Source organism: Burkholderia sp. PR2 (assembly GCF_052372875.1).
GTDB classification, from domain to species: domain Bacteria; phylum Pseudomonadota; class Gammaproteobacteria; order Burkholderiales; family Burkholderiaceae; genus Burkholderia; species Burkholderia diffusa.
The window spans coordinates 2098381-2123720 of record NZ_JBQRWH010000004.1; the positions used below are offsets into that span (position 1 = coordinate 2098381).

The window sequence follows — 25340 nt, forward strand, 5'->3', positions numbered from 1 at the left end:
AGCGTTTATGCGCACCAAATTGACCGTCAAGAATCCGCGGCCGGCGTCGCCGACCCGCGCACCCGTCCGCTCCGGCAGCCTCGTCGCCCGCAAGGCGGTGCGCCCCGCCGCGCCGCCCGCGGCCGACAAGCCGCCGCGTCCGAAGAAGGCCGCCGCACCGGCCGCCGCCGGCGAACGCGCGTTCAAGCCGCGCGGCGCGGAGGGTGCGGATCGCGCTCCGGCGAAGCGCGCGCCGCGTGACGGCGGCGCCGAGCGCGGCTATCGCAGCGATGCGAAGCCTGGCGGCCGCGCCGAACGCGGCGACGCCCGTCCGCATCGTGGCGCCGACGGCAAGCCCGATGCGCGGCCGCGCCGTGCGGGTGCCGAAGGCGCTGCACATGCGCCCTATCGTGACAAGGCAGCCGGTGATGGCGCGAAGGACAGCTTCGGCGAGCGTCGTGCACCGTCCGATCGTCCTGCCCGTCGCAACGACGACGATGCACGCCCGCGCCGCGCAGGCGCCGAAGGCGCTGCACGTGCGCCCTACCGCGACAAGGCAGCCGGCGCAGGCGAAAAGCGTAGCTTCGGCGAACGCCGTACGTCGTCCGATCGTCCCGCACGCCGCAGCGACGACGAGGCGCGTCCGCGCCGCACAGGCGCCGAAGGCGGCGCACGTGCGCCCTATCGCGACAAGGCAGCCGGTGCAGGCGAAAAGCGCAGCTTCGGCGAACGCCGTACGTCGTCCGACCGCCCGGCGCGTCGCAATGACGACGATGCGCGTCCTCGCCGCGCAGGCGCCGAAGGCGCTGCACGTGCGCCCTACCGCGACAAGGCAGCCGGTGCAGGCGAAAAGCGCAGCTTCGGCGAACGCCGTACGTCGTCCGACCGCCCGGCGCGTCGCAATGACGACGAGGCGCGTCCGCGCCGCGCAGGTGCCGAAGGCGGCGCGCGTGCGCCCTATCGCGACAAGGCGGCCGGCGCAGGCGAAAAGCGCGGCTTCGGCGAGCGCCGCACGTCGTCCGATCGCCCGACGCGTCGCAACGACGACGATGCGCGTCCGCGCCGCGCAGGCGCCGAAGGCGCTGCACGTGCGCCCTACCGCGACAAGGCAGCCGGCGCAGGCGAAAAGCGCGGCTTCGGCGAACGCCGTACGTCGCCCGACCGCCCGACGCGCCCTGCACGCGACGGCGAGCGTAGCAACACCGAGCGCCGCTCGACCGGCGCCGCGCTGAAGACCGCACAACCGGTCAAGCGCCGCGCCGCCGACGTCGACCACGGCGACGAAACGGGCCTGATGCGCCTGTCGAAGCGCATGTCCGAACTCGGCCTGTGCTCGCGCCGCGAAGCGGACGAATGGATCGAAAAGGGCTGGGTGCTCGTCGACGGCGAACGCATCGACACGCTCGGCACCAAGGTCCGCCCGGACCAGAAGATCGAGATCGACGAGCGCGCGAGCGCCGCGCAGGCCGCGCAGGTGACGATCCTGCTGCACAAGCCGGTCGGCTATGTGTCGGGTCAGGCGGAAGACGGCTACGAGCCGGCATCGGTGCTGATCACGCGCGCGAACCAGTGGAGCGGCGACCGCTCGCAACTGCGCTTCTCACCGCAGCACCTGCATGCGCTCGCACCGGCCGGGCGGCTCGACATCGATTCGACGGGCCTGCTCGTGCTGACGCAGAACGGCCGGATCGCGAAGCAGCTGATCGGCGAGCAGTCGGACATCGACAAGGAATACCTGGTGCGCGTGCGCTTCGGCGAGCGGCTGATCGACATCGACCAGCACTTCCCCGCGGAATCGCTCGCGAAGCTGCGTCACGGCCTCGAGCTCGACGGCGTCCCGCTGAAACCCGCGATGGTGAGCTGGCAGAACGGCGAACAGCTGCGTTTCGTGCTGCGCGAAGGCAAGAAGCGCCAGATCCGCCGCATGTGCGAGCTGGTCGGTCTCGAAGTGATCGGCCTGAAACGCGTGCGGATGGGCCGCGTAATGCTCGGCGCGTTGCCGCAAGGGCAATGGCGCTACCTGTCGGCTGACGAGTCGTTCTGACGGCGGGCACGCGTTGCCTGCGACGCCATGAAAAAAGCCCGCGCAAGCGGGCTTTTTCGTTTCGGTACGGCGACGGCGCGCGCGGCCGCAGAAGATCAGTCGTCGTCGGCCGGATCAAGCCCTGGAAACAACACTTCGGTGAAGCCAAAGCGCGTGAAGTCGGTGATCCGCATCGGATACAGCTTGCCGATCAGGTGATCGTATTCGTGCTGGACGACCCGCGCGTGGAAGCCTTCGGCGACACGGTCGAGCTTCGCGCCGAACTGGTCGAAGCCGCTGTAGCGCACCTTCGCATAGCGGCTGACGACGCCGCGCATGCCCGGCACCGACAGGCAGCCCTCCCAGCCCTCCTCCATGTCCGGCGGCACGTACTCGAGCCTCGGGTTGATCAGCACCGTCTCGGGCACGGGCGGTGCGTCCGGATAACGGTTGTTGCTGCCGAAGCCGAAGATGATGATCTGCAGACCGACGCCGATTTGCGGCGCGGCAAGCCCTGCGCCGTTCGCGTGATGCATCGTCTCGAACATGTCAGCGACGATCTCGTGCAGTTCGGGGGTATCGAACCGCTCGACCGGCTTGGCGACTTCGAGCAGGCGCGGATCGCCCATCTTCAGGATCTCGCGAATCATGGCGTGTTGCCCTCCAGGAGTTGGTGCAGTCCGTCTTCGTCCAGCACGGGGATGCCGAGTTCCTCGGCCTTCGCGAGCTTGCTGCCGGCTTCGGCGCCCGCGACCACGTAATCCGTCTTCTTCGACACCGAGCCCGCGACTTTCGCGCCCGCCGCTTCGAGCATCTCCTTCGCGGCGTCGCGCGTGAGCGTCGGCAGCGTGCCCGTCAGCACGACCGTCTTGCCGGCGAGCACGCCCTGCGGCGCCTTCGGCGCGGGCGGGCCTTCGGGCCACGTGACCTTGCCGGGCGCACGCAACTGCTCGATCACCGTGCGGTTGTGCTCTTCCGCAAAGAACTGGTGAATCGACTCGGCCACGATCGGTCCGACGTCGTTCACTTCGAGCAGTTCCTCGATCGACGCGTCCATGATCGGCGTCAGCGACCCGAAATGCTTCGCGAGGTCCTTCGCGGTCGATTCGCCGACATGGCGGATCCCGAGCCCGTAGATGAAGCGCGCGAGCGTCGTATGCTTCGCCTTTTCGAGCGAGTCGAGTAGATTCTGTGCGGACTTCTCGGCGAACCGGTCGAGCTCCGCGAGCGTCGCGAAACCGAGATTGAACAGGTCGGCCGGCGTGCGCACGAGGTTCAGTTCGACGAGCTGATCGATGATCTTCTCGCCCAGCCCGTCGATGTCGAGCGCACGGCGCTGCGCGAAGTGCCACAGCGCCTGCTTGCGCTGCGCCGGACAGAACAGGCCGCCCGTGCAGCGCGCGATCGCCTCATCGGGCAGGCGTTCGATCTTCGAGCCGCACACCGGGCACTCGGTCGGCATCACGAACTCGGTCGCATCGGCTGGCCGTCGGTCGAGCAGCGCACCGACGACTTCGGGGATCACGTCGCCCGCGCGCCGCACGATCACGGTATCGCCGATCCGGATGTCCTTGCGGCGCACTTCGTCCTCGTTGTGCAGCGTCGCGTTCGTTACCGTCGCGCCGCCGACGAACACCGGTTCGAGCCGTGCGACCGGCGTGATCGCGCCCGTGCGGCCGACCTGCACGTCGATCGCGACGAGCTTCGTCAACGCTTCCTGCGCGGGGAACTTGTGCGCGAGCGCGAAGCGCGGCGCGCGCGACACGAAGCCGAGGCGGTCCTGCTCGTCGCGCCGGTTGACCTTGTAGACGACGCCATCGATGTCGTACGGCAGCGACTCGCGCTTCTCGCCGACCTTGCGGAAGAAATCGAGCAGGCCGTCAGCGCCGCGCACGACCGCGCGTTCGCGGTTCACCGGCAGGCCGAGCGTTTCGTACCAGTCGAGCAGCGCGCTGTGCGTGTCCGGCATCGGCATCCCGTCGAGCACGCCGATCCCGTACGAGAAGAACGACAACGGGCGCTGCGCGGTGATCTTCGGATCGAGCTGGCGCAGGCTGCCGGCCGCCGCATTGCGCGGATTCGCGAATTCGCGCTGCTCGGCAGCGCGCTGGCGTTCGTTCAGGCGTGCGAAATCGCGCTTGAACATCAGCACCTCGCCGCGCACGTCGAGCACGGCCGGCACGTGCTTACCCTTCAGCTTCAGCGGGATCGAGCGGATCGTGCGGACGTTCTCCGTCACGTCCTCGCCGGTCGTGCCGTCGCCGCGCGTCGATGCCTGCATGAACACGCCGTGCTCGTAGCGCAACGAGATCGCGAGCCCGTCGAACTTCAGCTCGCATGCGTATTCGACCAGATCCGTCACCGAGCCGGCGAGATCGATCGTCTTGTCGAGCGCATCGGCGACGCGCTTGTCGAACGCGACGATGTCCTCGTCGGCGAAGCCGTTGTTCAACGACAGCATCGGCGCGTCATGGACGACCGGCGTGAAACCGCTCGCCACTTCGCCGCCGACGCGCTGCGTCGGTGAATCGGGCGTCACGAGTTCGGGATGATCGGTTTCGAGCTGCTTCAGCTCGCCAAAGAGCCGGTCGTATTCGGCGTCGGGCAGATCCGGCTGGTCGAGCACGTAATAGGCGTAATTCGCCCGCTCGAGTTGATCGCGCAGCCACGCGGCACGCGCGTCGGGCTGGCTGGCTGGCGGTTCGGCTTGGGTTCGGGCCATGCTGGCGGCAATTCGCTCTGAAAAATCGGATGTTCGATTATCTCAGTTTGACGCCGCGGCGGGGGCACGCGATGCGTGCCGCGCAGGCCCGCTGCAGTCCACGCAGACGGTGTGTGCGGCGCTGCAACGACAACGGGCGACGGCACCGCAAGCCGTCGCCCGTGAAACGCGTTACTGGCTGAAGAGGCGGCGCGTGACCGGCGAACCGGCCGGGATTCCCGCTTCCTCGAGCTTCGCGTACAGCTTCATGAGTTGCTGGTCGATCGCCACCAGCGTCGATTCCGGCAGCGGCCGGCGCGAATCGTCGACGACTCGCGCGCCGATCCGCTCGGACAGCGACTTCGCGTAGTCGCACATCAGCCGGAACGGCAGGATGTCCTCTTCGGCAACCGGCACGTCGAGCACCAGCGTAATCATGTTGCCGCCCTTGTAGGTCAGGTCGTCGCGCAGGAAGTTCGTGTCGCCGAACTGCAGCATGAACACGGGGTTCTGCTTCGCGTCGAGCTTCACGAAGCGCGTGCCGTCACGCGAGAGCAGCAGCCCGTCTTGCGAAGCGACGGCCTGCACGTAGTTCGCCGACCACGGCGCGCCGTCCGACATCACGTTGATCGACAACTGCGCGTCGCACTGCGCGGCAAAGCCGTCGAGCTCGCGCGCCATCGCGACCGTCTCCATCATGTCCGGGAATTCCGGTGCGCCGTCGATCGCGTCGGCGAACTGCTGGACGCCCGTCACGAATTCGGAGAATTCGAGTTCGTTGAGCGCGCCGCTACGGTTCGCGAGCTGCGCGGCCGCGCGCAGCTCTTCATAGCGCACGCCGTTCTGCAGCAGCTCCCACTGGCCGCCTTCCGGCTTGCCTTCGATATGCACGGGCTTGCTGCCCGCGCGGCGCAGCCGCTGCGCGACCGGCAGGATCTTGTCGCCCGGCAGCGGCGCGCCGAGGCGAATCGGCACGATGCAGTCGATCCGGCGGTCGACGATCGCGGGCGGCGCCGACGAAATCGTCGTCGCGGCCGGCAGCACGGGTTCAGCCGGTTCGTTCGACGCATCGGCGGCCGGTGCTTCCTGCGTGGCGGCGACCGCACCTTCGTCGACGGCCTGCTCGGCCGACTCGGTCGACGCCGACGGCGCGTCGACCCCGGTAGCCTCGGCCTGCAGGTCGGCCGGTGTGTCGGCAGGCGCCACGCCGCCGAAGGTCGGCTCGACGCGCGCGGCTTCGCCGGACGCGCTCGCGGCAGCGCCGGCCGGTGCCGGCGCCGCGGATTCGCGGCGCACGGGCTGGCGCACCGGCTCGATGAACGGCAGCTCTTCGTCGCGCTCGGGGCGATTCATCGCCTCGGCCGTCTCTTCCGGCATCGGGCGAGGCATCCTGCGCCGCACCTTCGCGCTCTGCCAGGCGTTGTAGACCACGACGCCGCCCACCACGACGGCGCCCGCGCCGATCAATCCGAGTGTCAACTCGTCCATGCACGCTCCATCAGCAATTCTTGTTCGTCGGACTCGCGAACGGGCGCCCATGCGCCACGCGAACGCGGTCCGGTTTCGTCAAACGTTAATTCTGGGCAAAACCCGCGGCGGTTTCCATGTCCACCGCGACGATCCGCGACACGCCCTGCTCCTGCATCGTCACGCCGATCAGCTGCTGCGCCATCTCCATCGCGATCTTGTTGTGCGAGATGAAGAGGAACTGCGTCTTGTCGGACATCGCGCGCACCAGATTCGCGAAACGCTCGGTGTTCGCGTCGTCGAGCGGCGCGTCGACCTCGTCGAGCAGACAGAACGGCGCCGGGTTCAGCTGGAACATCGCGAACACCAGCGCGGTCGCGGTCAGCGCCTTTTCGCCGCCCGACAGCAGGTGGATGGTCGCGTTCTTCTTGCCCGGCGGCTGCGCCATCACCTGCACGCCCGCATCGAGGATCTCGTCGCCCGTCATGATCAGCTTCGCCTGGCCGCCGCCGAACAGGCGCGGGAACAGGTCGCTGAAGTGACGGTTGACCTCGTCGAAGGTGCCCTGCAGCAGCGTGCGGGTTTCCTGGTCGATCTTGTGGATCGCATCCTCGAGCGTCGTGATCGCGTCGGTCAGGTCGGCCGACTGCGCATCGAGGAACACCTTGCGCTCGCTCGCGGCCTTCAGCTCGTCGAGCGCGGCCATGTTGACCGGACCCAGCGCGTTGATCGCGTTGTTCAGGCGCGTGACCTCGCCCTGCAGATACGACGGCTTCAGGTCCGGCGTCAGCTTCTCGCGCAGCGCTTCCTCGTCGACCTCGGCCGCCGCGAGCTGCTCGGCGAACTGCTCGACGGACAGGCGCGCGGCCTGCTCCTTCAGTTGCAGCTCGGTGATGCGGTCCCGCAGCGGCTGCAGCGAACGCTCGGCGACGAGACGCTGCTCGTCCGAGGCGCGCAGCTTTGCCGTCAGGTCGTCGAGTTCGATCCGCGCGGCCTGCAACGCCTCTTCCTTCACCGCGCGAATTTCGAGCGCGTCCTGCAGGCCCGTGTGCGCGGTCTGCTCGTTGATCGTTTCGAGTTCGGCGCGCGCGTCTTCCAGCGACGCGGCGACGCGCTCGCTCTGCTCGTGCGCGACCTGGATGCTGCGCTTGAGCTCGTCGATCCGCGTGACTGCGTTGCGCGCGGCAAAGCGTGCGTCGTTCGCGCCGCGCTCGAGGTCGCGCGCTTCCTGGCGCGCCTGCGTCAGCGATTCGTCGAGCGCCTCGAATGCGAGCTGGTTGTCCTCGAAGCGCGCCTGCAGTTCGGCGAGTTCGCCGTCGAAACGCTCGAAATTCGCTTCCGATTCCGCGCGCAGCGCGCGCTGCTCGTCGATCTGCGCGCCGATTTCCTCGAGCTCCTCGCGGATCTGCGTGCTGCGCTGCGTGTAGCGCTCATGCGCCTGCGCGAGCTTCAGCACGTCCATCTGCAGTGCGTGCACGCGCTGCGTCGCGCGTTCGGCCTGCGCGCGCACGTCACCGAGCGCCTGCGTGGCCTGCGTATGCGCGGCCTCCGCCCGCACGGCGGCGGTGCGGGCCTCGTCGGCGAGCAGCGCCTGCGCGCGCACCTGGCGCGTCAGGTTCTCGATTTCCTGCTGGCGGGCCAGCATCCCGGCCTGCTCCGAATCGGCCGCGTACAACTGCACGCCGACACGCGTGACGACGTGGCCAGCCTTGACGACGAACGCGCCGCCTGCCGGCAGTTGCGCGCGCGTCGCGAGCGCCTGCGCGACGTCGTCGGCAACGTACACGTTGCCGAGCCAGTCGTTCAGCACCGCACGGATGCCCGCATCATCGATGCGCACGAGCGACAGCACCGGGCGCAGCCCGGCCGCGGCCGCCGGCGGCTCACCTGCCGCGGGCGGCGCGTAGAACGCGAGCTTCGCGGGCGGCGCATCCGTCGCGAACGCCTTCACCCAGTCGAGATTCGACACTTCGAGCGCCGCCAGGCGCTCGCGCAGCACGGCCTCGAGCGCGGCTTCCCAGCCAGCCTCGACGTGCAGCTTCTTCCAGAGACGCGGCAGCGCGCCGAGCTCGTGCTTGTCGAGCCACGGCTGGATCTTGCCTTCGGTCTGTACGTTCTCCTGCAGCTGCTTGAGCGCGGCGAGCCGCGCCTCGAGCTGGTGGATCTGCGCGCTTTCGGCCTGCACGCGCTCCTGCGCGGCACGGCGTTCGCCGTCGAGGCGCGGCAGCGCGTCCTGCGCATCGGTCAGGCGCGCCTGAGCTTCCGCGAGAATCTCTTCCTGCTCGGCGAGCTGCATGCGCAACTCCTCGAGCTGCGCTTCGTCCGGCGCGTCGAGCCCGCCCGCCTCGGACTTCAGGCGCTCGTGGCGCTGCTGAAGCTGCTGGAGCTGCTGGTCGGCATTGCGCTGGTGCGCGGCCTCGAGCTTCAGCGACTGTTCGGTCTGCGCGATCCGCGCGCGCTCGTCGTTGAGCTGCGCCTGCGCATCGCGCCATTTCGCCTCGAGCGCCGGCAGCGCGTCGTGCTTCGCGGCCGCGTTGTCTTCAGCGAGCGCGGCCTTCTCGTCGGCCATCGCCCGTGCCTCTTCGGCTTCCTCGAGTTCGTCCTGCGCCTTCTCGGCCTGCGCGCGCCATTGCTCGCGCTGCGCGTTCAGCGCGGCGATCTGCGCCTGCACGCGGTTGCGCGATTCGACGATGAACTTGATCTCGGCCTCGAGGCGGCTCACTTCGGCGTTCGCCTCGTAGAGCGCACCCTGCGCGCCCTGCATCGCGTCGCTCGCCGAATAATGCGCGACCCGCAACGTCTCGAGCTGCGACTCGACCTCGCGCAGCTTCGCCGTCTGCGCCTCGAGGTCGATCTGCGCCTGCTCGATCGCGCGCTGCTGCTTCTGCTGCTCGCTCGCGGCCTCGTTCTTGCGCAGCAGCCACAACAGGCGCTGCTTCTCCTCGCCGTCGGCGACGAGTTCCTTATATTTGGTCGCGACGACGGCCTGCGCCTCGAGTTTCTCGAGGTTAGCGCCGAGCTCGCGGACGATGTCCTCGACGCGCGTCAGGTTCTCGCGCGTGTCGTGCAGGCGGTTCTCGGTCTCGCGGCGGCGCTCCTTGTACTTCGACACGCCCGCGGCTTCCTCGAGGAACACGCGCAACTCTTCCGGCTTCGCCTCGATGATCCGCGCGATCATGCCCTGGCCGATGATCGCGTACGCGCGTGGGCCGAGGCCCGTGCCGAGGAAGATGTCCTGGATGTCGCGGCGTCGCGCCGGCAGGTTGTTGATGTAGTAGCTCGACGTGCCGTCGCGCGTCAGCACGCGCTTCACGGCGATCTCGCCGTACTGGCCCCACTGCCCGGCTGCGCGGCCGTCGGAGTTGTCGAAGATCAGTTCGACGCTGGCCCGGCTGCCGGGCTTGCGTGCGGTCGAGCCGTTGAAGATCACGTCCTGCATCGACTCGCCGCGCAGCTCGGACGCGCGCGACTCGCCGAGCACCCAGCGCACGGCATCGATGATGTTGGACTTGCCGCACCCGTTCGGGCCTACCACGCCGACAAGCTGGCCCGGAACCTGGAAATGCGTGGGATCGACAAAGGATTTGAAGCCAGCGAGTTTGATCGAGCTCAGACGCACGGCGGTATCGGATGTGAAGAAGGTGTGAAACGGACGGGGCCACGACGCGCGGGGCCGGACGGCCCGTGCGCGCGATGCGCCCCGGAATTCAAAAGCGGGGCCGCGCGCATCCAGCGTTGGGCCCCGCAAACGGCTTCCATCATACCATCGCGCGTGCGCCGTCCCGCCCGTCGCCGGGTTTGCCCGACGCCGGCGCGGCACGATGGACTCGGCTCGACAGCAGCGTCGCCAGCACGATGCACGCACCGCCCGCCCACTCGCGCGCCGTCGGCAGTTCGTTCGCGAACACCCACGCGGACAGCGCGGTGATCACGATCTCGAACAGCATGATGATCGACGCGCGATTCGCCGGGACGCGCGCGAGGCCATATTGCACGAGCAGGTTGTTCGCCGCCATCGTCACGCCGATCGCGGCGACGATCAGCGCGGCGACGCCGAGCTGGCCGCCCGCAGGCGCGGCCGGCAGCCCCTCGAACAGCGATGCGATCGCGCCGAACACCGCTGCGCCGCCGAACAGCGTCGCCGTGCGCATTTCGGCGCGCATGTCCGGCAGCTCGCGGCTCGCCTTGATCACGAGCACGTTGCTCATCGCGAAACTCAGGCCGGCCGCGAGCCCCGCCCATTCGGCCGGATTGGCCGGCAGCGGCATGCCGAGGTTCGGCGACCACAGCATCAGCATGGCGCCGCCGATCGACAGCGCCGCGAGCCCCACGCCGGCCCAGGTCAGCCGCTCGCGCAGCAGGAAATGCGCGTAGATCGCGGTCCAGGCGGGCGTCAGGTAGAACAGCAGCATCACGCGCAGCACTTCGCCGTGGATCGTGCCCCACACGAAGCCGAGGTTCGTCACGCCCGCCGTGATCGCGATGCCTGGCAGCACCCAGTGCCAGCGCAGCGTGGCGATCGTGCGGTGCCGCACGACAACCACGAACAGGAAAGCGACGGCGCTCGTCAGCGCGCTCGCCAGCGTGCCGGTGAGCCCGAGCGACGCGAGGATCCGCAGCGGATACCAGATCAGGCCCCATACCGACGCGCCGATCAGGATGGCCAGCGTCGGCAGGCTGCCGCGTACCGCGTTGTTCATTGTTCGATACCCTTTATTCGACCGGCCCGGCCGCCGTTCCGGCGGGCCGTGACCGCATTGCATCACGCTATAATCGTCGGCTGCGACCCACGCGCCGTAGGCGCCCGCTCGCTGCCGTGCGGCACCCGCGCCGCCCCTTTCGCTCCAACCGGCCGCGATGGCCGCTTCGCCCGTGAACCCTCGACTCGACTCGCTCCAGCCCTATCCCTTCGAAAAGCTGCGCGCCCTGTTCAAGGACGTGACGCCCTCCGCCGGCCTGAAACCGATCAGCTTCGGCATCGGCGAGCCCAAGCACCCGACTCCGGCGCTGATCCGCGACGCCGTGGTTGCTTCACTCGACGGCCTCGCGTCGTATCCGGCCACGGCGGGCTCGGACGCGCTGCGCACGTCGATCGCACACTGGCTGGAACGCCGCTACGGGCTGCCGGCGATCGACCCGGCCACGCAGGTGCTGCCCGTGTCGGGGTCGCGCGAGGCGTTGTTCTCGCTCGCGCAAACGGTGATCGACGCACGCCCGACCACGGACGGCAAGAAGGCGATCGTACTCTGTCCGAATCCGTTCTATCAAATTTACGAAGGCGCGGCGCTGCTGGCCGGTGCCGAACCCTATTTCGCGAACAGCGACCCGGCGCGCAACTTCGCGTGCGACTACGCGGCCGTGCCCGATGAAGTCTGGGCGCGCACTCAGCTGCTGTACGTGTGCTCGCCGGGCAACCCGACGGGTGCCGTGCTGACGCTCGACGACTGGCGCGAGCTGTTCGCGCTGTCCGACCGCCACGGTTTCGTGATTGCGTCCGACGAGTGCTATTCGGAGATCTATTTCGACGAAGCGGCGCCGCCGCTCGGCGGCCTTGAGGCCGCGCACCGCCTCGGCCGCGGCTTCGAGCGGCTCGTGATGCTGTCGAGCCTGTCGAAGCGCTCGAACGTGCCGGGCATGCGCTCGGGCTTCGTCGCCGGCGACGCCGCGCTGCTGAAGAAATTCCTGCTCTACCGCACGTACCACGGCGCCGCGCTGTCGCCGGTCTGGCAGCACGCGAGCATCGCCGCGTGGAACGACGAGGCGCACGTGCGCGAAAACCGCGCGCTGTATTTGCAGAAGTTCAGCACGGTCACGCCGATGCTGGCCGACGTGATCGACGTGAAGCTGCCCGACGCCGCGTTCTACCTGTGGGCCAACGTGTCACGCACCGGGCTGTCGGACACCGAGTTCGCCCGGCGCCTGTACGCCGACTATAATGTGACGGTTCTGCCCGGCTCGTACCTGGCGCGCGATGCGCACGGCACGAATCCGGGCCGCGATTTCATCCGGATCGCGCTCGTCGCGGGCACCCCCGAATGCGTCGAGGGCGCGCAACGCATCGTCGATTTCTGCCGGGCTCTCGCGCGGTAATCGTCCATCCCGATCAATTCCATTCATCTCCTGCGAAAACGAACATGTCGCAACAACTTCAGCAAATCATCGATACCGCCTGGGAAAACCGCGCCGAGCTGTCGCCGAAGGCCGCGCCCGCCGACGTTCGCGAGGCCGTCGCGCACGCGATCGAGCAACTCGACAAGGGTGCGCTGCGCGTCGCCGAGAAAATCGACGGCAACTGGACCGTGCACCAGTGGCTGAAGAAGGCCGTGCTGCTGTCGTTCCGCCTGGAGGACAACGCACCGATGCCGGCCGGCGGCTACTCGCAGTTCTACGACAAGGTGCCGTCGAAGTTCGCGAACTACACGGCCGAAGACTTCGCCGCGGGCGGTTTCCGCGTCGTGCCGCCGGCCATCGCGCGCCGCGGCTCGTTCATCGCGAAGAACGTCGTGCTGATGCCGTCGTACACCAACATCGGCGCGTACGTCGATGAAGGCACGATGGTCGACACGTGGGCCACGGTCGGCTCGTGCGCGCAGATCGGCAAGAACGTGCACCTGTCGGGCGGCGTCGGCATCGGCGGCGTGCTCGAGCCGCTGCAGGCGAACCCCGTCATCATCGAAGACAACTGCTTCATCGGCGCGCGCTCGGAAGTCGTCGAAGGCGTGATCGTCGAGGAGAACTCCGTGATCTCGATGGGCGTGTACCTCGGCCAGAGCACGAAGATCTACGATCGCGAAACGGGTGAAGTCAGCTATGGCCGCATCCCGGCCGGCTCGGTCGTCGTCGCCGGCAACCTGCCGTCGAAGGACGGCTCGCACAGCCTGTACTGCGCGGTGATCGTGAAGAAGGTCGACGCGAAGACTCGCGCCAAGGTCGGCCTGAACGAGCTGCTGCGAGGCGACTGATGGCCAAGCCGCGCACCGTGGTCGTCTACGGCATTCCGAACTGCGACACCGTGAAGAAGGCCCGCGTGTGGCTCGACGATCACGGCGTCGAGTTCGAGTTCCACGACTTCAAGAAGCTCGGCGTCAGCGCACCGCTCGTCGAGGACTGGCTGAAGGACGTGTCGCTCGACGCGCTCGTCAACAAGCGCGGCACGACGTGGCGCGGCCTGGACGATGCGATGAAGGCTGCCGCGGAAACGAAGTCCGGCGCGGTTGCGCTGATGATCCACAAGCCGTCGGTCATCAAGCGCCCCGTGCTCGTCGTCAACGGCCGTGTGAAATCGCTCGGTTTCGTGGCCGATCAGTACGCGGCGCTGTTTGCCGCCTAGGGCCGCCCTCGCTGCGCCCGCGCCGCGCACGACGTCCCCTCGCTGCCGGCCACCGCGCCGGCATTTTTTATCGAAAGTGGTCCGAACCATGTCCGCCACCCTAGCCCTTACCGAACAGCTGATCGCCCGCGCGTCCGTCACGCCCGACGACCAGCATTGCCAGCAGATCATGACCGAGCGCCTCGCCGCGCTCGGCTTCGAATGCGAGACCATCGCGTCGCACGGCGTGACCAACCTGTGGGCCGTCAAGCGCGGCACCGACGGCCGCGACGGCAAGCTGCTCGCGTTCGCGGGTCACACCGACGTCGTGCCGACCGGCCCGCTCGAGCAGTGGACCTCGCCGCCGTTTATTCCCGCACATCGCGACGGCAAGCTGTACGGCCGCGGCGCGGCCGACATGAAGACGTCGCTCGCGGCGTTCGTCGTCGCCTCCGAGGAATTCGTCGCGGCCCACCCCGGCCATCGCGGCGCGATCGCGTTCCTGATCACGAGCGACGAGGAAGGCCCGGCCACCGACGGCACCGTGAAGGTCGTCGAGCTGCTCGAAGCACGCGGCGAACGCCTCGACTACTGCATCGTCGGCGAGCCGACGTCGACCGCCGAACTCGGCGACGTCGTGAAGAACGGCCGACGCGGCTCGATGTCGGGCGAACTGATCGTCAAGGGCGTGCAGGGCCACATCGCATACCCGCACCTCGCGAAGAACCCGATCCACCTGCTCGCGCCGGCGCTCGCCGAGCTCGCCGCCGAACAGTGGGACGAAGGCAATGAATACTTCCCGCCGACCACCTGGCAGGTGTCGAACCTGCATGCAGGCACCGGCGCGACCAACGTGATTCCCGGCCACGCGGACCTGATGTTCAACTTCCGCTTTTCGACGGCGAGCACCGTCGAGGGCCTGCAGGCACGCGTGCATGCGATTCTCGACAAGCACGGCCTCGAGTACACGCTGAAGTGGTCGGTGAGCGGCCTGCCGTTCCTCACGCCGCGCGGCGACCTGTCGAACGCGCTGGAGAACGCGATCCGCGCCGAAACCGGCCTCACGACCGAACTGTCGACGACGGGCGGCACGTCCGACGGGCGCTTCATCGCGCGCATCTGCCCGCAGGTGATCGAGTTCGGCCCGCCGAACGGCAGCATCCACAAGATCGACGAACACATCGACGTGCGCTTCGTCGACCCGCTGAAGAACGTGTACCGCCGCGTGCTCGAACAACTGATTGCCTGATGGAGCCTCGCATGACGACACCTTTTGCAACCGTTCGCGACCTGCTGCGCTATGCGGTCACGCGCTTCTCGAAGGCGAAGCTCGCGTTCGGCCACGGCTCGGACAACGCGTACGACGAAGCCGCCTACCTCGTGCTGCACACGCTCGACCTGCCGCTCGACACGCTCGAACCGTTCCTCGACGCTCGCCTGCTGCCCGACGAAATCGCGGCCGTGCTCGCGGTGATCGAACGACGCGCGACCGATCGCGTGCCGGCCGCGTATCTCACGCATGAAGCGTGGATGCACGGCCACCGCTTTTACGTCGACGAGCGCGTGATCGTGCCGCGCTCGTTCATCGGCGAGCTGCTCGACGACGGGCTGCAGCCGTACGTCGCCGATCCCGAACAGGTCGGCGCGGTGCTCGAGCTGTGCACCGGCTCTGGCTGCCTCGCGATCCTCGCGGCCAGCGCGTTCCCGAATGCCGAGATCGACGCGGTCGACCTGTCCGAGAAGGCACTCGAAGTCGCCGGGATCAACGTGCACGACTACGGCCTCGACGATCGCATCAAGCTGCATCACGGCGACCTCTACGCGCCGCTGCCCGCGTTCCGCGCCGAGCCCGACACGCGCTACGACGTGATCCTGACGAATCCGCCGTACGTGAACGCAACGTCGATGGCAGCCCTGCCGCCCGAATACCGGCACGAGCCGGAGATGGCGCTTGCGGGCGGCGACGATGGCATGGACATCGTGCGGCGCATCATCGCCGAAGCGCACAAGTGGCTGCACGAAGACGGCGTGCTCGTCGTCGAGATCGGCAACGAGCGCGAGCACGTCGAAGCCGCGTTCGGCGGCCTCGAGCTCACGTGGCTGCCCACCAGCGCGGGCGACGACGCCGTGTTCCTGATCCAGGCGTCGGACCTGCCGCGCAAGGCCTGACGGCACGCCACGACCGAACCGTGCGGTACGGCACACCGCTGTCCCGTACGGTTCGGTAAGATGCGCGTAAGCGGCCGTCGCGCCGCACGACTTCAGGAGTCCGTCACGCGCCCATGACCCTCGACTGGCTACACCTCGGCACCCTGATCCTGGCCATCCACGTGCTCGGGATCATCGCGGCGTGTCACGCGATCTTGAACACGCGCACGTCGCAAGGCGCGATCGCGTGGGCCGTGTCGCTCGCCGCGATGCCGTACCTGACGCTCATCCCCTACCTGTTCCTCGGCCGCAGCAAGTTCTCCGGCTACGTCGACGCGCGGCGCCACGAGATGGAAGCACTGCGCACGCACACGCCGCGCACGCCGTGGCACGACGCGGACGCAACCGACGGGCTGGCCGCCGACGCGATCGGCCGGGCTGCCGTGCTCGCGCTCACGCGGCTGGGCGGAATGCCGTTCGTCGGCGGCAATGCGGTGCGCACGCTCGTAAACGGCGATGCAACCTTCTCGGCGATCCTGTCGGCGATCGACGCCGCGCGTGATTATGTGGTCGTGCAGTTCTTCATCGTGCGCGACGACGCGCTCGGCCAGACGTTGCGCGACGCGCTGCTCGCCCGCGCCGCGGCCGGCGTGCGCTGCTACCTGCTGTACGACAGCATCGGCAGCTTCGATCTGCCACACAGCTACGTCGACACGTTGCGCCGCGGCGGCGTCGAGGTCCATCCGTTCGCGACCCACCGCAAGTTCGTCAACCGCTTCCAGCTCAACTTTCGCAACCATCGCAAGATCGTCGTCGTCGACGGCAATCGCGCATTCGTCGGCGGCCTCAACGTCGGCGTCGAATATCTCGGGGCGAACCGGCGCCTGTCGCCGTGGCGCGACACCCATATCGAAATCCGTGGCCCGGTGGTGGCCAGCATTCAGTACGTATTCGCCGAGGACTGGCACTGGGCCACGCAGACGCTGCCGCCGCTCGCAGCGCCGCCGGAGGCGCTGCCCGACGACGCGATGCATTGCCTCGTCGTGCCGATGGGGCCAGCCGACAAACAGGAAACCGGTTCGCTGTTCTTCGTCGAGGCGATCAACACCGCGCGCGAACGGGTCTGGATCACGACGCCATATCTCGTGCCCGACGAAGCGGTGATCGCCGCGCTGAAGCTCGCGGTGATGCGCGGCGTCGACGTGCGCATCCTGATCCCGTGCCGGCGCGACCACTACGTCGTGTTCGAGGCGTCGAGGCTCTATGCGCGCGATCTCGTCGACGCGGGCGTCAAGGTGTTCCGGTACCGACCCGGCTTCCTGCACCAGAAGGTCGTGCTGATCGACAGCGTCGCCGCCGCGATCGGCAGCGCGAATCTCGACAACCGCTCGTTCCGGCTCAACTTCGAAATCATGGTACTGACCGTCGATCGCACGTTCGCCGACGAGGTCGAGGCGATGCTCGACGCCGATTTCGCGCAGGCCTACGAAGTCGATGCGAACGAGTATCGGCACTCGCCCGCGTGGCGGCGCATCGCGATGCATGTCGCGCGCCTGTTCGCGCCGATCCTGTAGCGGCCGCGCGGGCGCCGGACGTGCACCGCCCGGATGACGGCACATGCTTTCACGGCGTTCGGCTCGGCGCCACGGCCACTGCCCGTTCGGTCCGGACAGCCCGGTCGCCCCTTCACTGCGTTACAACAGCTTGTCGATATCCGCCGCGATTTCCTCCGGCTTCGTCGACGGCGCGTAGCGCTTGACGATCCGCCCGTCACGGTCGATCAGGAATTTCGTGAAATTCCACTTGATCGCCTTGAGGCCAAGGATGCCGGGCGCCTCGTCGGTCAGGTAGCGGTACAGCGGATGCGCGTGGTCGCCCTTCACGTCAATCTTCGCGAACATCGGAAACGTGACGCCGTAGTTGCGCTCGCAGAATGCGCCGATCTGCGCGGCATCGCCCGGCTCCTGCTTGCCGAACTGGTTGCACGGGAAGCCGAGCACGAAGAAACCGCGCGCCGCGTACTGGTCGTACAGCTTCTGCAGACCCGCATACTGCGGCGTGAAACCGCACTCGCTTGCGGTATTGACGATCAGCAGCACCTTGCCACGGTACGCATCGAGCGACGCCGGTTCACCGGCGAGCGTCTCTGCGCTGAACGAATACAGGGTGGACATCGGGCACTCCTTTTACGAAACCGGATCGATGTGGAGTCTAGGCCAAATCGCGCCGTTGCGGCACCTGCCGAACGGCCGATATCCGGGGCGACGCGCGCGCAGTCTAGAATAGCGGTTTTGGTCAGTCATTCCTGCCGTGATTCGTTTCAATCAGTTCAGCCTTGCGCGCGGCACCAAGCCGCTGTTCGAATCGGCCTCGTTCGTGCTCAATCCCGGCGAAAAGGCCGGCCTGATCGGTGCGAACGGCGCCGGCAAATCGACGCTGTTCTCGGTCCTGCGCGGCGAGCTGCATTCCGACGGCGGCGATTTCGCGATGCCGCCCTCGTGGCGGATCGCCCATGTTTCGCAGGAAACGCCCGCCGTCGACCGTTCGGCGCTCGACTACACGCTCGATGGCGACACCGCGCTGCGCGAGATCGAAGCGCGCATCGCCGCCGCCTCGGCCGCGCACGACGGCGCGGCCGAGGCCGATGCGCATGCGGCCTTCGCCGACGCCGACGGCTATACCGCACCGGCGCGCGCCGAAGCGCTGCTGCTCGGCCTCGGCTTCACGCTCGCGCAGACGCGCGAGTCGGTCGCCAGCTTCTCCGGCGGCTGGCGCATGCGGCTGAACCTCGCACAGGCGCTGATGTGCCGCTCCGACCTGCTGCTGCTCGACGAACCGACCAACCACCTCGACCTCGACGCGATCGTCTGGCTCGAGGACTGGCTGCATCGCTACGCCGGCACGCTCGTCGTGATTTCGCACGACCGCGAATTCCTCGACTCGATCTGCAACGTCACGCTGCATCTGGAAAATCGCCAGGTGAAGCGCTACGGCGGCAATTACTCGCAGTTCGAGGTGCTGCGTGCGCAGCAACTGGCGTTGCAGCAAAGCGCATATGAAAAGCAGCAGAAGACGATCGAGCACCTGCAGAGCTTCGTCGACCGCTTCAAGGCCAAGGCGACCAAGGCCAAGCAGGCGCAAAGCCGGATGAAGGCGCTCGAGAAGATGGAGCTGATCGCACCCGCGCACATCGCATCGCCGTTCACCTTCGAGTTCCGTACGCCGGATGCCGCGCCGAATCCGATGATGGTGATGGAGGATGTCCGCTGCGGCTACCATGCCGACGACGGCACGGACATCCCGATCGTCGAACGCGTGGCGCTGTCGATCCAGAACGGCCAGCGCATCGGCCTGCTCGGCGCGAACGGCCAGGGCAAGTCGACGCTGATCAAGACGCTGGCCGGCACACTCGCGCCGCTGTCGGGCCACGTGCGCGACGGCAAGGGGCTGACGATCGGCTATTTCGCGCAGCACCAGCTCGAAACGCTGCGCGAGGACGATTCGCCGCTCGCGCATCTCGCACGGCTCGCTCCCGATACGCGAGAGCAGGAACTGCGCGATTTCCTCGGCGGCTTCAATTTCTCGGGCGACATGGCGACGAGCCCGGTCGGCCCGTTCTCGGGCGGCGAGAAAGCGCGGCTCGCGCTCGCGCTGATCATCTGGCAGAAGCCGAACCTGCTGCTGCTCGACGAACCGACCAACCACCTCGACCTCGAAACGCGTCACGCGCTGACGATGGCGCTCGCTCAGTTCGAAGGCACGCTGATCCTCGTCTCGCACGACCGCCACCTGCTGCGCGCGACCACCGACCAGTTCATGCTTGTCGCGAAGCACCGTCTGCAGCCGTTCGACGGCGATCTCGACGATTACCGCGACTGGCTGCTGCAGCATGCGGCCGAGCAGCGCGCGGCCGCAAAGGCCGACAGCGCGGCGGCAGCGGGCTCAGACCCGGGTGTCAACCGCAAGGATCAGAAACGTCTGGCGGCCGAGGAGCGCCAGCGGCTGTCGCAGTTGAAGAAGCCGCTGCAGAACCGCATCACGAAGCTCGAAAAGGAAATGGAAACGCTGCACGCGGAGAAGGCGCGCCTCGACGCGTTCGTCGCGGATCCGGCGAGCTACGAGGCCGCGCGCAAGACACAACTGACCGACGCGATCCGCAAGCTCGGCGAGGTCAATACCCGGCTCGAAACGGTCGAGGCGGACTGGCTCGCCGTGCAGGAAGAGCTCGAGCAGATCGGCTGACCACGGCCCGGGCGCCGCCGGCCGATCGCTTCATCGGCCACGCGCGGCCTCCCCGGGAGCGTCAATGCCCGACGCACCCGCCCGGTTGCGCCGGGCCCGGAAACGACAAGGCCGGGCACCCGGGCCCGGCCTTGTCGTCATTGTCGCGTTCGCCGTTGCTGCGTCGGCCGTCCGTCGGCCCCGCCGCCCGCTCAACGCCGCGGCAACGTATCGCGCGGCATCTGCTCGTCGTCGTCCATCAGATGACGTCGCCCTTCGGTCGGCCGGCGGATCGCCGCGGCAACCTCCGCTTCCGTTACGTCCTCGGACACGACCCGGCGCGCGAGGCGCCCTTCATCGTCGATCCACTCGACGATCCGACATCCACCGCCCCACGGCTGAACGATCGGCTCCGACACGCGGCAGCCCCGCAGGTTGTAACTGCGTCCGCCCGACGTTTCCCCATACTGTTTGAACATAGGTTCCCTTCACATTGCGCGGTTCGACAATCCGGCACAGGATAGGGAAAAGCGATGTCCGGCGGGTTACATCAGCCTACATATTCTTTACAACGAATTACGCGACAGATCGCGGTCGGCCGGCACGCGCGGGTGCCAGCCACGCATGGTCATTCGAGATCGCGCACGCGGTCGATGGCCTGCTCGATCCGCTCGACGGCCATCACGTTCAGCCCTTCGATCGGCTGTTTCGGCGCATTCGCCTTCGGGATCAGCGCCGCGGTGAAACCGAGCTTCGCCGCCTCGCGAAGGCGCTCCTGCCCGCGCGGAGACGGCCGGATCTCGCCCGCCAGCCCCACTTCGCCGAACACGATCAGGCCCTTCGGCAGCGCCTTGTTGCGCATCGACGAATGGATCGCAAGCAGCACCGCGAGGTCGGCGGCCGGTTCGGTGATCTTCACGCCACCCACCGCGTTCAGGAACACGTCCTGATCGAAACACGCAATGCCCGCGTGCCGATGCAGCACCGCGAGCAGCATCGCGAGCCGGTTCTGTTCGAGGCCGACCGCGAGCCGGCGCGGGTTCGGCACGTGGGCCGTATCGACGAGCGCCTGGATTTCGACGAGCAGCGGGCGCGTGCCCTCCTGGGTGACGAGCACGCAGGAACCCGGCACGACCTGCTCGTGCTGCGACAGGAACAGCGCGGACGGGTTCGCGACACCGCGCAGCCCGCGCTCGGTCATCGCGAACACGCCGAGTTCGTTGACTGCGCCGAAGCGGTTCTTGAACGCGCGCACGAGCCGGAACGACGAGTGGGTGTCGCCCTCGAAGTACAGCACCGTATCGACGATGTGCTCGAGCACACGCGGGCCGGCGAGGTTGCCCTCCTTCGTCACGTGCCCGACCATGATGATCGCGGTGCCGGACTGCTTCGCGATGCGCGTGAGCTGCGCCGCGCACTCGCGCACCTGGGCCACCGAACCGGGCGCCGACGTCAGCGCTTCGGAATAGACGGTCTGGATCGAGTCGATGACGGCGACGTCCGGCCGTTCCGCGTCGATCGCGGCCTGGATCTTCTCGAGCTGGATTTCGGCGAGCAGCTTCAGCTCGGCCGCCGGCGCGCCACCGTCGAGCAGCGCGAGCCGTTGCGCGCGCAACGCGATCTGCGCGGCCGATTCCTCGCCGCTGATGTAGAGTGCACGACGCTCGCTGGCGATGTCCGCGAGCGACTGCAGCAATAGCGTCGACTTGCCGATGCCCGGATCGCCGCCGATCAGCACGACGCCGCCCGGCACCAACCCGCCGCCCAGCACGCGGTCGAATTCGCCGATGCCGGTGGAGAAGCGCGGCACGTCGGCTGCCTCGATGTCGACGAGCCGCTGCACGGGCGCCCGCTTCGCGAGCGACTGGAAGCGATGGGCTGCCGGCGACTCGGCGACCGATTCGACGAGCGTGTTCCAGGCCTGGCAAGACGGGCATTGCCCCTGCCACTTCGGGGTTTGTCCACCGCACTCGCTGCAGACGTAGACGGTCTTCTGTTTGGCCACGCGTGCTGCCCTTATTCCGCGCGCACCGGCACGCGGCCGGCGACCGCGCACATCAATTCATAGCCGATGGTCCCGCAATGGCGCGCGACGTCGTCGATCGGCAGCGCGTTGCCCCACAGCTCGACCCGCGCACCGACCCCGGCCTGCGGGCATGGCGTCAGGTCGACGGTAATCATGTCCATCGACACGCGGCCGACGATCCGTGTGCGGATCCCGTCGACGATCACCGGCGTGCCCTCGGGCGCGACGCGCGGATAGCCGTCCGCATAGCCGCAGGCGACGACGCCGATGCGCATCGGCGCCTGCGCGGAGAACGTCGAACCGTAGCCGATCGCCTGCCCCTTCGCGATCGTCTGCACGGCGATCAACTCGGACGCGAGCGTCATCGCAGGCTTCAGGCCCGTGTCGCCAATGTCGGCCGACAGCCCCGACGGCGATGCGCCATACAGGACGATCCCCGGCCGCACCCAGTCGAAGTGCGTATCCGGATGCCACAGCACGGCCGCCGAATTCGCGAGGCTGCGCGCACCGGCGATGTTTTCCGCGCCGCGCTCGAACGTCGCGAGCTGCTCGGCGACGCCACGCTCGTTGTCGGCGTCCGAAAAATGGGTCATCAACGTGATCTGGCCGATGCCGGGGCACGCACGGGCGCGCTCCCACGCGGCGCGGTATTTCTCCGGCGTGTAACCCAGCCGGTTCATCCCGCTGTTCATCTTGAGCTGCACGTTGACGGGCTTCGACAGCCGCGCCGTCTCCAGCATCCGCATCTGCTCGTCGTTGTGGACGGTGGTCGTCAGGCTGTAGCGATCGATCACGTCGATGTCGGTCGAGCGGAAGAACCCTTCGAGCAGCAGGATCGGGCCGGCCCAGCCGAGCTCGCGCAGTTTCACGGCCTCGTCGAGGTCGAGCAGGCCGAAGCCGTCGGTGCCGCGCAGGCCGGGAAACACGCGCGCGAGACCATGGCCGTACGCGTTGGCCTTGACGACCGCCCAGACCTTGGACGGGCCGGCAAATCGGCGGACGACGGAGAGATTGCTCGCGAGAGCGGCGGTATGGATGGTGGCGGAGATCGGGCGCGGCATGGGAAATTTACGTAAAGACGCTTGCGAATCATCAGCTTACCGCGCCTTTTGAGCACCGAAGCCGACAATTTGCGGAACGATCGGGGAATCTTGCTAGTCCGAATTGCCGTATTTTCGTGTTATAAAGCCGTGCGCACAACCCATTTCGAACGGAATAAGCCGATCGCATACCAGGCGGCCTACGCGGCCCTGCCGCAGCGACGAAAGCATCGCATCAGATGAAAAAAGGTTTTTACACCATCATGGCCGCGCAGTTTTTCTCGTCGTTGGCCGACAATGCGCTTCTCATCGCCGCCATCGCCCTGCTGAAAGACCTCCACGCCCCCAACTGGATGACACCGCTGCTCAAGCTGTTCTTCGTGTTGTCCTACGTGGTGCTGGCGGCGTATGTCGGTGCGTTCGCCGACTCGCGCCCGAAGGGCCGTGTGATGTTCATCACCAACTCGATCAAGGTGGTCGGCTGCCTGATCATGCTGTTCGGCGCTCATCCGCTGATCGCGTACGGGATCGTCGGATTCGGCGCCGCGGCCTACTCGCCCGCGAAATACGGCATTCTGACCGAGCTGCTGCCGGCCGACAGGCTCGTCGCCGCGAACGGCTGGATCGAAGGCACGACCGTCAGCTCGATCATCCTCGGCACCGTGCTCGGCGGTGCGCTGATCAGCCCGCACATCGCATCGCACGTGATCGCCCACACGCCAGCCTGGATCGCCACCCCTGCCGAAGCGGCGATGGCGATCATCATGGCGATCTACGTGATCGCCGCGCTGTTCAACCTGCGCATTCCCGATACCGGCGCCCGCTACCCGAAGCAGGAACGCGGCCCGGTCAAGCTCCTCACGGATTTCGCCGACTGCTTCATGGTGCTGTGGCGCGACAAGCTCGGCCAGATCTCGCTGGCGGTCACGACGCTGTTCTGGGGCGCCGGCGCGACGCTGCAGTTCATCGTGCTGAAGTGGGCTGAAGTGTCGCTCGGCATGTCGCTGTCGGAAGGTGCAATCCTGCAGGCCGTGGTCGCGGTCGGCGTCGCGGCCGGCGCAATCGCCGCCGCCGCGCGGATCCCGCTGAAGAAGTCGCTGACCGTGCTGCCCGTCGGCATCATCATGGGCATCGCGGTGATGTTGATGGCGTTCTACACACGCGACCTGTTCCCGCCGCACTGGGCCGTGCACTTCGGCCATCTGCGCCTGCCCGTCTACCTGATCGTCGCGTACATCTTCCTGATCGGAGTCGGTGCGTTGTCCGGCTACTTCGTCGTTCCGATGAACGCGTTGCTGCAACATCGCGGCCACGTGCTGCTGTCGGCCGGCCACTCGATCGCGGTGCAGAACTTCAACGAGAACCTGTCCGTGCTCGTGATGCTGTGCCTGTATGCGGTGCTCGTGTGGCTCGACGTGCCGGTCGGCGTCGTGATCGTGCTGTTCGGCACGTTCGTGTGCCTGACGATGTGGCTCGTGATGCGCCGCCACCAGGCGAACCAGCGCCAGTTCGACTCGGTCGCACTGATCGGCGAATCGCGGCACTGACGCTACACTTCCCGTTTCCGTCCGCCGGCGCCGGTCTTCGAACCGGCGCGTTGCCCCGATGACGCACCCGATACCCAACATTCTGACGATCGCCGGCTCCGATTCGGGCGGCGGCGCAGGCATCCAGGCCGACCTGAAGACCTTTTCCGCGCTCGGCGCGTATGGCGCGAGCGTGATCACGGCGCTGACCGCCCAGAACACGCGCGGCGTGACCGGCGTGCACACGCCGGACGCAGCGTTCGTGACCGCGCAGCTCGACGCGGTGTTCGGCGACATCCGCATCGATGCGGTCAAGATCGGGATGCTCGCGAACGCGGCGATCGTGCACGCGGTCGCCGACGCGCTGCGCCGTTACGCACCGCGCTTCGTCGTCCTCGACACGGTGATGATCTCGAAGAGCTCGCACGCGCTGCTCGCGCCCGATGCCGTCGACGCGTTGCGCGATGTGCTGCTGCCGCTCGCGACGGTCGTGACGCCGAACCTGCCCGAGGCGGCCGCGCTGCTGAACGATGTGCCCGCAACCACCGAAAACGACATGGTCCGGCAAGGCCGGGCCTTGCTGCAGACGGGCGCGCGCGCCGTGCTGATGAAAGGCGGCCACCTGCCTGACGCGGCCGCGAGCCCTGACTGGCTCGTCGAAGCGACACGCACCGTGCGGCTCGAGGGCGCACGCGTGCCGGTCAGCAACACGCACGGCACCGGCTGCACGCTGTCGTCGGCGATCGCCGCGCTGCTGCCGCAGCAGCCCGATCTCGAGAGCGCGGTGCGCGAAGCGAAGGTCTATCTGACCGGCGCGATTGCCGCGAGCGGCCAGCTCGACGTCGGCCACGGCGTCGGCCCCGTCCATCACTTCCATCGCTGGTGGTAAGCGCCGGCTGA

The 25340-nt window shown here is 67.8% G+C and carries 19 protein-coding genes; 10 read left to right on the forward strand and 9 right to left on the reverse strand.

Annotated features, from left to right (window positions below; translation table 11 throughout):
- The first annotated feature begins 7 nt into the window (after nt 1–7).
- The gene (locus ACT2FV_RS26895) at nt 8–2023 is read left to right on the forward strand and encodes a pseudouridine synthase (protein WP_444505147.1); all 2016 of its coding nucleotides are present in this window, start codon (nt 8–10) and stop codon (nt 2021–2023) included.
- Nucleotides 2024–2118: 95 nt separating this feature from the next.
- Here ACT2FV_RS26895 and def read toward each other — a convergent pair whose 3' ends face one another.
- The 5 genes from def to ACT2FV_RS26920 all read right to left on the reverse strand — a co-directional run bounded on the left by def (nt 2119) and on the right by ACT2FV_RS26920 (nt 10870).
- The gene (gene def / locus ACT2FV_RS26900; protein WP_444505148.1) at nt 2119–2652 is read right to left on the reverse strand and encodes a peptide deformylase; all 534 of its coding nucleotides are present in this window, start codon (nt 2650–2652) and stop codon (nt 2119–2121) included.
- Complete coding sequence (gene ligA, locus ACT2FV_RS26905; RefSeq protein WP_444505149.1) at nt 2649–4724, reverse strand: NAD-dependent DNA ligase LigA; 2076 nt, start codon at nt 4722–4724, stop codon at nt 2649–2651. Before ligA ends, def begins: the two co-directional genes overlap by 4 nt.
- Before the next feature lie 171 nt (nt 4725–4895).
- Nucleotides 4896–6191, reverse strand: coding sequence for a cell division protein ZipA C-terminal FtsZ-binding domain-containing protein (locus ACT2FV_RS26910; RefSeq protein WP_444505150.1), 1296 nt, complete (start codon nt 6189–6191; stop codon nt 4896–4898).
- Nucleotides 6192–6276: 85 nt separating this feature from the next.
- Nucleotides 6277–9789: a chromosome segregation protein SMC gene (gene smc / locus ACT2FV_RS26915; RefSeq protein ID WP_174909812.1), complete on the reverse strand. Its 3513-nt coding sequence runs from the start codon at nt 9787–9789 to the stop codon at nt 6277–6279.
- A 139-nt stretch (nt 9790–9928) separates the two neighbouring features.
- The gene (locus ACT2FV_RS26920) at nt 9929–10870 is read right to left on the reverse strand and encodes a DMT family transporter (protein WP_174909814.1); all 942 of its coding nucleotides are present in this window, start codon (nt 10868–10870) and stop codon (nt 9929–9931) included.
- A 157-nt stretch (nt 10871–11027) separates the two neighbouring features.
- On the opposite strand from ACT2FV_RS26920, the gene dapC reads away from it, so the two are divergent.
- The 6 genes from dapC (at nt 11028) to cls (ending at nt 17201) form a co-directional block, all read left to right on the forward strand.
- Nucleotides 11028–12260 (forward strand): succinyldiaminopimelate transaminase, encoded by a 1233-nt coding sequence (dapC, locus tag ACT2FV_RS26925; RefSeq protein WP_124902304.1) that lies wholly within the window; start codon nt 11028–11030, stop codon nt 12258–12260.
- 44 nt (nt 12261–12304) lie between these two features.
- Nucleotides 12305–13132 carry a 2,3,4,5-tetrahydropyridine-2,6-dicarboxylate N-succinyltransferase gene (gene dapD, locus ACT2FV_RS26930; protein ID WP_006478479.1) on the forward strand — a complete coding sequence of 276 codons (828 nt, stop codon included), beginning with the start codon at nt 12305–12307 and terminating at the stop codon, nt 13130–13132.
- Nucleotides 13132–13500, forward strand: coding sequence for an ArsC family reductase (locus ACT2FV_RS26935; RefSeq protein WP_044847939.1), 369 nt, complete (start codon nt 13132–13134; stop codon nt 13498–13500). Before dapD ends, ACT2FV_RS26935 begins: the two co-directional genes overlap by 1 nt.
- A gap of 88 nt (nt 13501–13588) precedes the next feature.
- Nucleotides 13589–14728, forward strand: a complete 1140-nt coding sequence (dapE, locus tag ACT2FV_RS26940; RefSeq protein ID WP_059529300.1) for a succinyl-diaminopimelate desuccinylase — start codon at nt 13589–13591, stop codon at nt 14726–14728.
- 11 nt (nt 14729–14739) lie between these two features.
- Nucleotides 14740–15648, forward strand: coding sequence for a 50S ribosomal protein L3 N(5)-glutamine methyltransferase (prmB, locus tag ACT2FV_RS26945; protein ID WP_444505151.1), 909 nt, complete (start codon nt 14740–14742; stop codon nt 15646–15648).
- A 113-nt stretch (nt 15649–15761) separates the two neighbouring features.
- Nucleotides 15762–17201 (forward strand): cardiolipin synthase, encoded by a 1440-nt coding sequence (gene cls, locus ACT2FV_RS26950; RefSeq protein ID WP_444505152.1) that lies wholly within the window; start codon nt 15762–15764, stop codon nt 17199–17201.
- 120 nt (nt 17202–17321) lie between these two features.
- On the opposite strand, the gene ACT2FV_RS26955 is transcribed toward cls, so the two are convergent.
- Nucleotides 17322–17801 (reverse strand): glutathione peroxidase, encoded by a 480-nt coding sequence (locus ACT2FV_RS26955; protein WP_124902301.1) that lies wholly within the window; start codon nt 17799–17801, stop codon nt 17322–17324.
- A gap of 136 nt (nt 17802–17937) precedes the next feature.
- On the opposite strand from ACT2FV_RS26955, the gene ACT2FV_RS26960 reads away from it, so the two are divergent.
- Complete coding sequence (locus ACT2FV_RS26960; RefSeq protein WP_444505153.1) at nt 17938–19869, forward strand: ATP-binding cassette domain-containing protein; 1932 nt, start codon at nt 17938–17940, stop codon at nt 19867–19869.
- Nucleotides 19870–20060: 191 nt separating this feature from the next.
- Here ACT2FV_RS26960 and ACT2FV_RS26965 read toward each other — a convergent pair whose 3' ends face one another.
- The 3 genes from ACT2FV_RS26965 to alr all read right to left on the reverse strand — a co-directional run bounded on the left by ACT2FV_RS26965 (nt 20061) and on the right by alr (nt 22935).
- Nucleotides 20061–20327: a DUF2866 domain-containing protein gene (locus ACT2FV_RS26965; protein WP_059599911.1), complete on the reverse strand. Its 267-nt coding sequence runs from the start codon at nt 20325–20327 to the stop codon at nt 20061–20063.
- A 149-nt stretch (nt 20328–20476) separates the two neighbouring features.
- Nucleotides 20477–21853: a DNA repair protein RadA gene (radA, locus tag ACT2FV_RS26970; protein WP_044847946.1), complete on the reverse strand. Its 1377-nt coding sequence runs from the start codon at nt 21851–21853 to the stop codon at nt 20477–20479.
- Between the two features lie 11 nt (nt 21854–21864).
- A complete protein-coding gene (gene alr, locus ACT2FV_RS26975; protein ID WP_444505154.1) occupies nt 21865–22935 on the reverse strand; it encodes an alanine racemase in 1071 nt (356 codons plus the stop codon).
- 218 nt (nt 22936–23153) lie between these two features.
- Between alr and lplT the strand changes: the two genes are divergently transcribed.
- Both lplT and thiD read left to right on the forward strand, forming a co-directional pair.
- Entirely contained in the window at nt 23154–24461 is a 1308-nt protein-coding gene (gene lplT, locus ACT2FV_RS26980; protein ID WP_444505155.1) for a lysophospholipid transporter LplT, read from the forward strand.
- Nucleotides 24462–24519: 58 nt separating this feature from the next.
- Entirely contained in the window at nt 24520–25329 is an 810-nt protein-coding gene (gene thiD, locus ACT2FV_RS26985) for a bifunctional hydroxymethylpyrimidine kinase/phosphomethylpyrimidine kinase (protein ID WP_059599908.1), read from the forward strand.
- The last annotated feature ends 11 nt before the right edge of the window (nt 25330–25340 follow it).